Origin of the sequence: Streptomyces phaeochromogenes (genome assembly GCF_001418655.1) — a bacterium.
Classification (GTDB): Bacteria; Actinomycetota; Actinomycetes; order Streptomycetales; family Streptomycetaceae; genus Streptomyces; species Streptomyces phaeochromogenes.
Window position 1 is genome coordinate 45,470 of the sequence record NZ_LIQZ01000311.1, and the last position, 10,856, is coordinate 56,325.

Below are 10,856 nucleotides of genomic sequence, written 5' to 3' on the forward strand. Positions count from 1 at the left end.
CCGGTCGGCCGGTTCGTCAGGGCAGGCTCCATTTCTGGTTGGCGTTGGCGTGGCAGGTCCACAGATGGACCGCCGTTCCGTCGTTCCAGGTGCCACCGGAGGCGTCCAGGCACTTGCCGGACTGCGGATTGCGGACCGTGCCGTCGGACTGGGCCGCCCACGTCTGCGCACCCGACCCGTTGCACGTCCAGAGCTGGATCCTCGTACCGTCCGCCGAGGCTCCCTCGGACACGTCCAGGCACTTGCCCAGCGCCCTCAGCGTGCCGTCACCGGGGACCGACCACTTCTGCGCCCCCGACCCGTTGCACGTCCAGATCTGCACCTTCGTACCGTCGGCCGTCTGGGCGTTGTCGATGTCCAGGCACTTGCCGTTGACGCCCTTCACCTCACCCGAGCGAGGGCCGGGCTCCTGGCCGCCGGCCTGCTTGACGCGGATGTTGCGGAAGGACACGTCGTCGCCGTCGCCGTGGTTCTGGATGCCGATGTGCCCCTGTCGCAGGCTGCGTACGGGATCGGTGTTGGTGAAGTCGTTGACCTTCCGGCCGTTGAGGAAGATCTCCAACCGCTCGCCGGTGACCCGGAGTTCGTAGGTGTTCCACTCCCCCGGCGGATTCAGCGCGGCGTCCCGTGCGGCGATGTCCGCCGACTTGAAGCCGTAGACGGAGCCCGTGGTGCGGTCGACGGCGTCGGTGGCGTCGATCTGGATCTCGTAGCCGTTGTTCACCGCCGTCCAGGGATCGTCGGAGGCCGGGAAGCCGATGAAGACACCGGAGTTGTCGTCCCCGGCCATCCGCCAGTCGAGCTTGAGGGAGTAATCGCCGGTGAACTCCCGGGCGTTGTACCAGAACAGCCCCATCCCGCCCACGGAGGTGAGGGTGCCGTCCGCGAGGCTGAACTGCCCGGGGCCTGCCTGCTTCCAGCCGGTGGTGGACGAGCCGTCGAACAGTGGTGTGTAGCCGGTCTCCGGGCGGCAGTCGGCGTCCGTCATGCCGGCGGCCCAGCGGATGCCGCCGAGGAGGTGCCGCCGGAAGGCGGGCTCGTCGTACGACTCTTCGGTGTGCCCGCCGCCGGTGTAGAAGGCCCGGCCGCCCTGGTAGTCCTTGCACCAGGCGATCGGGTGGTCGCCGGACATGTTCCCGCCGGAGTAGCTGGACTCGTCGAGCGAGGCCAGGACGCGGGCGGTGGTGCGCGGGTTGGTGCGGTAGTTGTACCACTCGTCGGTGCGCTGCCAGGTGCTGCCGAGATGGGCGGTTGCGTCGTGCGCCCGGTCCTCCACCTCGACCGTGGCGGACTGGATGGCCGGGTGCGAGTGGAAGAGCGCGCCTGCCAGGCCCTCGTAGAAGGGCCAGTCGTACTCGGTGTCGGCGGCGGCGTGGATGCCGACGTATCCGCCGCCGCCCTGGACGTACTGCTCGAAGGCCGTCTGCTGGGCGGCGTTCAGCACGTCGCCGGTCGTCGACAGGAAGACGACGGACTTGTACTGCGCGAGGTTGCCGGTCGTGAAGGTCCCCGAGTCCTCGGTCGCGTCCACGGTGAAGTTGTTCGCGGCGCCCAGACCGCGCAGGGCCGCGATGCCCTCGTCGATCGAGGAGTGGCGGAAGCCCGCCGTCTTGGAGAAGACGAGGATCTTGTACGCCGGGTCGGCCGCCTCTAGTGGCCGTGCTTCAGCGGTCGCGGAACCGGTGGCTGACTGGCCCACCGATCCGGGCAGCGCCGCGGCCTGCGGGGTCAGACAGAGCGCGGCGCCCACGAACAGGCCGAGGGCCGCTTTCAGGTAAGTACGCATGGTCGGTCTCCTCCCTCCTACGGCAGGGTCCATTTCTGGTTGGCGTTGGCGTGGCAGGTCCACAGATGGACCGCCGTTCCGTCGTTCCAGGTGCCGCCCGAGGCGTCCAGGCACTTGCCGGACTGCGGATTGCGGACCGTGCCGTCGGACTGGGCCGCCCACGTCTGCGCGCCCGACCCGTTGCAGGTCCAGAGCTGGATCTTCGTACCGTCAGCCGTGCCTGCGTCGGACACGTCCAGGCACTTGCCCAGCGCCCTCAGCGTGCCGTCACCGGAGACCGTCCACTTCTGGGCGGCGGATCCGTTGCACGTCCAGATCTGCACCTTGGTGCCGTCGCTGGTCTGGGCGTTGTCGATGTCCAGGCACTTGGCGTTCACGCCCTTCACCTCACCCGAGCGGGTGCTGCCGCCGGAGGTGGTGAAGGAGAACTCGTCCACGTCGAAGAGCGCGCCACTGCCGCCCTTGAAGACGAGGTGGAGGGAGGTGGAGCCGGTGGGCTGGTTGTTCAGGCCGGCCGTCACGTCCTGGAAGGTCTCCCACCCGCCGGTCACCGGCACGGTTACCGTGCCGAGCAGGGTGCCGGTCGTGGATCCGGCGCGGACCTCGATGGTGCCGCCGGCGCCCGCCGAGGAGACCCGGGCGGTGAACTGTGTCGCGTTGCCGAGGGCGTACGGCTGGAAGGAGATCCAGTCGCCGTTCTCGATGTTGCCGACGGTCTTCCCGCCGTGTGCGGGACCGTGGGAGATCACGTCGACGCCGGCGGAGGCGCCGTAGTGCTCGCCCTGCCGGTGGCTGGGCTGGACGACGTGCTGGTCGTGCGAGGTCAGCGCGGGCTGGCCGCCGGCGCCCTTGTCGGTGTACTCGGCGTCGATCACGCCGAAGATGTTGGCGTTGGGGTCGTGCTCGCCGTCCGCCAGCGTCTGCAGTGTGCCGGTGCATCCGGTGGTCGAGGTCTGCGGATGGCCGTGGCTGTCGTGTCCGACGATGAAGGTGACCTTGACCTTGGAGCAGTCGATCGTGCCGTCCTCGGGGTCGGTCACCGTCACCTTGAACGGGATGGCGTCGCCGAAGTCGTGGATGCTTCCGTCCGCGGGCAGGTCGAGCTTCACCGTGGGCGCGGTGTTCCCCACCGTGATCTGCACGGAGGCCGTCGCGGACTTGCCGGTGGTGTCCGTGACCTTCAGCGTGGCTGTGTACTGGCCGTTGGTCGCGTACGTGTGGGAGGGGTTGGCGGCGGTGGAGGTGGCGCCGTCGCCGAAGGTCCAGGCGTAGCTGAGGGCACCGCCGTCCGGGTCGGTGCTGCCGGCCGAGGAGAACGAGACGGCCAGGGGCCCCTTGCCCGAGGTGACGTCGGCCTTCGCCTGTGCGGTCGGGGCGAGCCCGTCGGTGACGTGCTCGATGCGGTACAGGGCGGAGTTCTCGTCGCCACTGAAGTAGCCGGTGCCGTAGTCGAGGACGTACAGGGCGCCGTCGGGGCCGAAGGCCATGTCCATCACCTGGGTGCCGCTCCAGGGGAAGGCGTTGATGGACTGCACGGTGCCGTCGGTGCCGGACTCGATGCGCTTGATCCAGCGACGGCCGAACTCCCCGGCGAAGTAGTCGCCGTCGTACTCCTGCGGGAACTTCACCTCGGAGGTGGAGGCCGAGTCGTAGCGGTAGACCGGGCCGCCCATCGGGGACTCCGAGCCGTTGCCGAACTCCGGTACGGACCCGCCGTCGTACGGGATCCAGGCGGGCTGGGCGGGAGGCAGCGCGGTGAGGCCGGTGTTGTTCGGCGAATTGTTCGTGGGCGCCGAGCAGTTGAAGGCGGACCCGGAGCCGCCGGTGGCGAAGTTGTAGTCGATGTAGGCGTCGTTGTCGCCGGTGCAGTACGGCCAGCCGAAGTTTCCGGCCTTGGTGATCCGGTTGAACTCCACCTGCCCACCCGGTCCGCGCGTCGGGCTGGCGGTGCCTGCGTCGGGGCCGTAGTCGCCGAGGTAGACGATGCCCGTGGGCTTGTCGACGCTCATACGGAAGGGGTTGCGGAAGCCCATCGCGTAGATCTCGGGACGGGTCTTCGCGGTGCCGGGCGCGAAGAGGTTGCCGCTCGGGATCGCATACGACCCGTCGGCGTTGACCTTGATCCGCAAGACCTTGCCGCGCAGGTCGTTGGTGTTGGCCGAGGAACGCTGGGCGTCGAAGGCGGGGTTGCGGGTGGAGCGCTCGTCGATCGGGGTGTAGCTGTCGGAGGCGAACGGGTTGGTGTCGTCGCCGGTGGACAGGTACAGGTTTCCGGCCGCGTCGAAGTCGATGTCGCCGCCCACGTGGCAGCAGATGCCGCGGGAGGCCGGCACGTCGAGGATCTTCTTCTCGCTGCCGAGATCCAGGGTGCCGTCGGTCTTCAGCACGAACCGGGACAGCCGGTTGACCCCGTCGAAGGGGGCGAAGTCGGAGGCCGTGCCGTCGGCCGGGGCGTCACCGGCCGGAGTGCTGAGCTTGGGGGCGTAGTAGAGGTAGATGGACCGGTTGGACGCGAAGCCGGGGTCCACGGCGACGCCTTGCAGGCCTTCCTCGTCGTGGCTGTACACATCCAGCTTGCCCGCGACGGCGGTGGTCCCCGCGGCGTTCGTGAGCCGGACCGTGCCGTCACGGGAGGTGTGCAGGACCGAGCGGTCCGGCAGCACCGCCAGGGTCATGGGCTCGCCCGTCTCGGCCACACCCTTGGCGAGTGTGACCTGCTGGTACTCGACGGCCGCCGCCTTGGGTCCGGCGGCCGGATCCGCCTGGCGGGCGGCGGCCTGGGGCAAGGGCAGCAGGCAGCCGACGGCGCAGGCCACGGCGGTCAGCAGGTAACGGATACGTCTGCGTCTGAGCGGTTTGTTGCGCACAGAGGTCTCCCAAAGTGGGGTGGGATGACGGCAGCCCTCGCCGGGCTGCCAAGCAGTGCACAGGCGCGCGCCGTCGCGCCGTCACGACCGGTTGCGGCTCTATGACCGGTTCATTTCAAGGAAGTTAGCGAGCTTTGTTGAGCTCCGTAACCCCTTTCACGCATGATCTCGATACTTCTTCCACGTACGGGACAAAGTTGGAACCCCTGTTTGCCCGGGCGACCGCGACATGCGAAGTCATGGGCGGCGTAGGGCTGTTGATCGCGACCACGACCGCGGCAGCGCGGAAGGGTAGGTTGCTGGTCATGGTCACGACGCGTCTCGATCTCGCCCGGATCCGCGCGGCCCGCCGGGAGATCGACCCGGTCTTCCTGGACACTCCGCTGTACCGGTGCGACGCGTTGGGGCGCGAGCTCGGCTGCACGGTGAGCATCAAGCTGGAGACGGCGAATCCGGTGCGGAGCTTCAAGGCCCGCGGTACTGAGCTTGTCGCCGGCCTGCTGACCGGCCAGGGCCGTACGGCCGCGGTGTGCGCCAGTGCCGGGAACCTCGGCCTGGCGCTCGCCTGGTCCGGTCGCCGCCGCGGCCTCGATGTGACGGTCGTGGCTTCGCGCAGGGCGCCCGCCGCCAAGCTCGATCGGATCCGCGCGCTGGGTGCGGAGTTGGAACTGGTCGACGGCGACTTCGAGATGGCCCGCGAACGGGCCGTGAGCATCGCGCAACAGCGTGGCGTCCGGCTCGTCGAGGACAGCCTCGACATCGAGACCTGCGAGGGCGCGGCGACCATCGGCCTGGAACTGGCCGACGGGGCCTCCTCCTTCGACGCGGTCCTGATCGCCCTGGGCGGCGGCGCGATGGCCACCGGAGTGGGGCACGTCCTGAAGACCCTTTCGCCGGACGTGGAGGTGATCTGCGTGCAGCCCCTCGGCGCACCCGCGATGACCCGGTCCTGGCAACAGCGTCGGGTCGTCTCCACCGACTCGACCGACACCATCGCCGACGGCGTCGCCGGGCGGCACCCCATCCCCGCAGTCCTGGACGACCTGCTCACGGTCGCCGACGACGCCGTCCTGGTCCGCGAGGCGTCCATCGTCGCGGGCATGCGGATGCTCCTGGAGCGCGCGGGCCTGGTCGTCGAACCCTCAGCGGCCCTCGGCGTCGCGGCCGTCCTGGAAGATCGCGACCGCTTCGCGGGCCGCCATGTGGCCACCGTCCTCTGCGGCAGCAATGTCGACCTGGACGCCTACCGTCGGTGGGTCCGCATGTGAGCCGGTGGAATCGGGTGTGCAGAGATCGGGTGTGCCGGGATCGGGTGTACCAAGGTCGGGCGTGCCAAGGTCGGGTGCGCCGAGGCCGAGGGGGGAAGCGCTGACCCCCGCCCGTGCCGGCGCCACCTGCCCGCGGGGTTTCACAGCCTTCGGCGCGCCGTGGCTATGGGCAAGGGCGCCACTCCCCCGACCACCGTGTTGCTGACGGTGCCCAGGCCCTGGGCCGTGATGGTGACGGTGTCGCCGGGCTCCAGGGGCGGCGGTTCGAATGTGCCGGCTCGGCCCCAGTGCTCGGCCAGACACCCTCCGTTGCCGCACGTGCCGGAGCCGAGGACGTCGCCGGGCCGGACCCAGGTGCCCCGGGAGGCGTAGGCGACCATTTCCTCGAAGGTCCAGGCCATGTTGGCGAGGGTGTCCTGACCGATGGTCACGCCGTTGACGTCGACGGTGAGTTCGAGATCCAGGAAGCCTTCGGGGTCGCGGTGTGGATCGAGTTCGTCGGCGGTGACCAGCCAGGGGCCGAGGGTGGTGGCGGTGTCCTTTCCCTTGGCCGGGCCGAGTTTGACCTTCATCTCCGGGCCCTGAAGATCGCGGGCGGACCAGTCGTTGAGGATCGTGTAGCCGATGATGTGCTCCCGGGCCTGCTCGGGACTCAGATCCCGCCCGGCTCGTCCGATGACAGCGGCGACCTCCAGTTCGAAGTCGAAGCGCCGGCAGCCCGGCGGAACGGGGACGTCGTCGTGGGCGCCGATCATCGCGTACGGGTTGGTGAAGTAGAACGCCGGCTGGGCGTACCACTCTTCGGGCACGGTGTCGCCGTATCCCTGGGCGACCGCGGCCACATGCCCTTCGAAGGTCATGAAGTCCCGTACGGTCGGCGGCTGGAGCGGCGGCAGGAGCCGGATCCCGCCGAGCGCGAGGGGCCGTGATCCGGTCAGGGCCCGGGCGCCGGCGGCCCGCAGCTCGGTCTCGCCTGCCTGGATGAGCTCCAGCAGGCCGACGCCGGGGTCGAAGGGATGGATTCGGTCGTCGGCCACGACGCCCGACCGCTGCTGTCCGTCGTGGAGGAAGGTCGCGTACTTCACGGCCGGACCCCTTCGGGCTCGGCTGTCCGTGCCTCGGGCTTCCGGCCCGCGTCGCCGCCACGGGTCCTGACTCCCAGGAAAACAGCGGCGATCGCGGCGGCGACCACGCAGGCGACGGCGGTCAGGACGAGTCCCGCGTTGTAGCCGTCGGCCAGCGCCCGTTCGGTGAAGGGGGAGAGTTTCGCGCTGAGCGGGCCGAGTTCGGCGGTGTGCAGGGCGATGGGTCCGCCCGCTTCAAGGACGGCGGTGGCTGTTCCGTGTTCGGCGGGTGTGAGTCCCGCCCCGGCGAGGCCGTCCGTCAGCCGGCTGGTCGCCAGGCCCAGGGCGACCGCGCCGACGACGGCCGGGCCGAGGGTCTGGCCGAGGTCGCGGACCAGGCTGGTGGTGGCGCTGGCCATGCCGGTGAGACTGGGCGGTACGACGTTGACGGCAGCCGCGGTGATGGCGGCGACGACCAGTCCGAAGCCGACGCCGTTGAGAACCAGCGGGCCGAGCAGGGGCACCAGGCCGGTCTCGTGGATCGGCACCTCCCGCAGCCACAGCTGGGCGACGGCCAACGACATGAAGCCGGTGACGAGCATCGGACCGGGGCCGACGCTGTGCAGCAGCCGTACCAGCAGCGGCCAGATGAAGGGTGTGATGCCCTGGATCACCAGGAAGGGAACCGCCGACTGCAGCGGGCTCTGGTGCTGGATCACGCCCAGCCGGATGCTCAGGTCGTACGCGCCTCCCAGGAAGCCGAACATCCCGATGACCGCCATCGCGGCCGAGGCGGCGAAGGCCGGGATACGGAACAGCTCCAGTCGCAGCATCGGCGAGGCACTGCTGTTCTCCACGCGGATGAAGGCCGCCAGCAGAACCGCGGCGGCAACGAGGGAGAGGACGACGGGCGCCGATCCCCAGCCGTCGGAGGGGCCCTGAATGATGCCGTACAGCAGGGCCAGCAGTGCCAGGCCGATGGTTATCTGCCCCGGCCAGTCCAGGGAGCGGCCTTCGGGGGCGCTGGACTCGCCGGTCAGCAGCCAGGCCGCTGCCGCCGCCGCGAGAGCGAGCACCCCGGTGGCGGCGAACGCCCAGCGGAAGGAGGTGTGTTCGACGACAGCGCCGGAGAGCAGCGGGGCGATGAGCGCGCCGAGAGACAGGGCCGTGGTCCACGAGGCGAGCGCGCGGGCCCGGGCGGCGGGCGTCGGTGTGCTCGCGGTGATCACGGCGAGTGAGGCGGGGAAGAGCGCGGCGGCGCCGATGCCGGAGAGTGCCTGGCCGGTGATCAGCTGGGCCGCTGAGTCGGAGGTCGCGGAGACCGCGTAGCCGACGGCGGCCAGCAGCGCACCACCCACCAGCAGCTTCTTGCGTCCGTACAGGTCGCCGAGTACGCCGAAGGTCAGCGCGAGCACGGCGGCCGGAACCAGGAACGCGTCGCTGATCCACGTCAGTTCCGCGCCGGATGTCTGCAGGGAGCGCTGGATGACGCCGTTGATCGCGGCGGGCAGCACCAGTCCGATCTGGGCCAGGCACACCGCGAGGCAGCCGGCGATGATCGTGCCCGTGTGCCGGGCGGGCGGGCCGTCGGCCGGCGCGGTGGGTGGTTCGTGGGCGGGTCTGGAGACCATGTCTCCTCCTCAGGTCGGTCCGGGGAATGACCGGTGGGTGGTCGGGTGAGTGACCGGTGGGTTGTCCGGTGGGCGGTTGGGTGAAAGACCGGTGGGTGGCCCGGTGAATGGCCGATGGGCGGACGATGGGTGGCCGGTGGGCGGTCCGGGAATTGGCCGGTGGATCGAAAGGCTCAGGGATCAGAAACCGGGGTGAGGGCAGGCGAGTTCGGCCATGCGGCCGAACAGGCCGGGGCCGTCGAGCGGGGGCAGGGAGGGGTCCAGTTCCCGGTAGACGGTGTGCACGTTGACGGCGAGGCGTTCGCTCTCGTCCAGCCCGGCGAATCGTCCGAGGCGGATGTCGCGTGCGGCGTCCATGGCGGGCAGTCCGGCGGTGAACCGGGTCGTGGCCTGCTCGTGGACGAATTCGAGGTAGTCGCGGATGTCCCGGACGGCCTTCTTGGTGGTGACCGGTCCGTGCCCGGGCACGATGGTGTTGGCGTCGAGACCGAGGAGCAGGTCGCAGGCGGCGAGCCAGTTGGCGAACGGCCCGTGCCACACGACGGGAGCGGCGCCGGCGAACACGATGTCGCCGGTGTAGACGACCCCCGCCCGCGGCACATGGACGATGGTGTCGCCGGAGCTGTGCGCAGGGCCCACGTCGACCAGCCGGACCTCCGTGCCGCCGACGTCCAGGACCAGTTCACCGTCGAAGACCCGGCCGGGCAGGACGGGCTCGATGTCCGTGTGGTCGAAGGCGCCGAAGATCCTGCGGGCGAACCGCCCGGTGAGTCCCCGGTCTGCTACCAGCTGCCGCATCTCGGACGGGCCCACCTGCCGCATGTCGGCCAGTGACCCGCGGGCCGCGATGATCTCGGCCCGGGCCACGAGCTGATTGCCGAACCAGTGATCGCCGTTGCCGTGGGTGTTGACCACGGTCGAGATGGGGGCGGCGGCGGTCACCGGAGCCAGCGCGTCGAGCATCGCGCGGGTCAGCCGCAGGTCGTAGAGGGTGTCGACGAGCAGGGACTCGCCCCGGCCGACGACCAGCCCGGCATTGCTCATGCCCCAGCCGCCCCGGTCCGGAAGCCACACATGACACCCGCCGCCGACGTCTGCACGGCCCGCCATGGGAACTACGGAAGCCACGCTGCCTCCTTTCCGCGTCCCGCAACATTGCGAGATGGGAATCCAATGATGGACTTGAGTCCATCTATGACCGGAAATCTAGAGTCCACCCGCGGATACGGTCAAGAGGCGTGCGGCGCTGTGCTGTACTGGAGGCCATGAAGATCCCGGACGCAGGAGCCGTCCCCGCGAACGAGGCACCGGCCCCCGGGCGCCGGGAGCGAAAGCGCCGCCAGGTACGTGATCAGCTGTACGAAGCGGCGGTCGGGCTGTTCGTCACCCAGGGGTTCGAGGCGACGACCATGGACGAGATCGCCGACACCGCCGACGTCGCCCGGGCCACCGTCTTCAACCACTACTCGCAGAAGGTGGGCTTCCTGGAGGAGTGGGGCGTCCGTCGCCGGGCGTCGGTCGCGGCGATCCTCGGCCAGGAGCATGCCGAGGTCCTGCCGGTCGGTGAGCGCCTCAGGCGCTACCTGCGGGAGATGGCCGAACTGAACGTCGCCTCCCGCGGGGAGACCACGGTCCTCATGAGCGCCTCCGCGCGGTTCGGCCGGCTGTTCCAGGATCCGTCACTGGAAATCGAACTCACGAAGATCGTCGAGGAAGGTAAGCAGCGCGGCGAGATCCGGCCCGAAGTCGATTCCGACCAGGCGGGCGCCCTGCTCGCGGCCTGCTACTTCACGACCGTCCTGCGCTGGATCAGGGAAGAGCCGCCGCCCTTCGACCTGCCCGACAGCCTCAACGCGGCACTCGACATCGTCCTCACGGGCATCCTCACGCCCTCCTGAACAACCGTCGCGCCGGAAGCCGTGGGCGCTATGCGCGCCGGACGCGACGATGCTCCCGGGTGCGCAGGCCGTGGGCCTTGGCGGATGAGCGCAGCACGCCCTCGCGGACCAAGCCGTCGTGCTCGGCGGAGCGCGGCGTCGCGGCGTCGCGGCGGTGTCCGACAGCGTCTCGATCTGCAGCCACTGCAGGCCGCGTACGCGGAAACCGCAGTGGCACAGCATCGCGACCACGTCGGTGACGAGCCGAAGCCCTATCCCCCCGACTGACGGGGATCGATGCCGGGGCGCCTTCCGTTCTCGCGCCCATCGCCTCCGGCCTCGGGCGGGGGCGGAGGCGGGGGC

General features: G+C 70.1%; 7 protein-coding genes and 1 pseudogene. 2 read left to right on the forward strand and 6 right to left on the reverse strand.

The window, feature by feature from the left end:
- Positions 1-16 precede the first annotated feature (16 nt).
- Positions 17-1,786, reverse strand: a complete 1,770-nt coding sequence (locus AOK17_RS34775) for a ThuA domain-containing protein (RefSeq protein ID WP_055616578.1) — start codon at positions 1,784-1,786, stop codon at positions 17-19.
- 17 nt (positions 1,787-1,803) lie between these two features.
- Positions 1,804-4,653 carry a PQQ-dependent sugar dehydrogenase gene (locus AOK17_RS34780; protein ID WP_079053444.1) on the reverse strand — a complete coding sequence of 950 codons (2,850 nt, stop codon included), beginning with the start codon at positions 4,651-4,653 and terminating at the stop codon, positions 1,804-1,806.
- 305 nt (positions 4,654-4,958) lie between these two features.
- On the opposite strand from AOK17_RS34780, the gene AOK17_RS34785 reads away from it, so the two are divergent.
- The gene (locus tag AOK17_RS34785) at positions 4,959-5,921 is read left to right on the forward strand and encodes a threonine ammonia-lyase (protein WP_055616586.1); all 963 of its coding nucleotides are present in this window, start codon (positions 4,959-4,961) and stop codon (positions 5,919-5,921) included.
- Between the two features lie 140 nt (positions 5,922-6,061).
- Here AOK17_RS34785 and AOK17_RS34790 read toward each other — a convergent pair whose 3' ends face one another.
- From AOK17_RS34790 to AOK17_RS34800, 3 genes are all read right to left on the reverse strand, one after another.
- Complete coding sequence (locus AOK17_RS34790) at positions 6,062-7,006, reverse strand: fumarylacetoacetate hydrolase family protein (protein ID WP_055616579.1); 945 nt, start codon at positions 7,004-7,006, stop codon at positions 6,062-6,064.
- Positions 7,003-8,616, reverse strand: a complete 1,614-nt coding sequence (locus AOK17_RS34795; RefSeq protein WP_055616580.1) for an MFS transporter — start codon at positions 8,614-8,616, stop codon at positions 7,003-7,005. Before AOK17_RS34795 ends, AOK17_RS34790 begins: the two co-directional genes overlap by 4 nt.
- A gap of 180 nt (positions 8,617-8,796) precedes the next feature.
- Positions 8,797-9,744, reverse strand: coding sequence for an MBL fold metallo-hydrolase (locus tag AOK17_RS34800; protein ID WP_079053445.1), 948 nt, complete (start codon positions 9,742-9,744; stop codon positions 8,797-8,799).
- Positions 9,745-9,881: 137 nt separating this feature from the next.
- Between AOK17_RS34800 and AOK17_RS34805 the strand changes: the two genes are divergently transcribed.
- Positions 9,882-10,514: a TetR/AcrR family transcriptional regulator gene (locus tag AOK17_RS34805; protein WP_055616582.1), complete on the forward strand. Its 633-nt coding sequence runs from the start codon at positions 9,882-9,884 to the stop codon at positions 10,512-10,514.
- Between the two features lie 67 nt (positions 10,515-10,581).
- Here the strand turns inward: AOK17_RS34805 and AOK17_RS52730 are convergent.
- Positions 10,582-10,751, reverse strand: a pseudogene (locus AOK17_RS52730) (GNAT family N-acetyltransferase); the annotation flags it as partial.
- Positions 10,752-10,856 lie beyond the last annotated feature (105 nt).

What these genes read in the sequence shown, in the direction of transcription:
- AOK17_RS34775 (WP_055616578.1), bottom strand. Translation starts at nt 1,786, where the DNA reads ATGCGTACTTACCTGAAAGCGGCCCTCGGCCTGTTCGTGGGCGCCGCG.
- AOK17_RS34785 (WP_055616586.1), top strand. Translation starts at nt 4,959, where the DNA reads ATGGTCACGACGCGTCTCGATCTCGCCCGGATCCGCGCGGCCCGCCGG.
- AOK17_RS34795 (WP_055616580.1), bottom strand. Translation starts at nt 8,616, where the DNA reads ATGGTCTCCAGACCCGCCCACGAACCACCCACCGCGCCGGCCGACGGC.
- AOK17_RS34805 (WP_055616582.1), top strand. Translation starts at nt 9,882, where the DNA reads ATGAAGATCCCGGACGCAGGAGCCGTCCCCGCGAACGAGGCACCGGCC.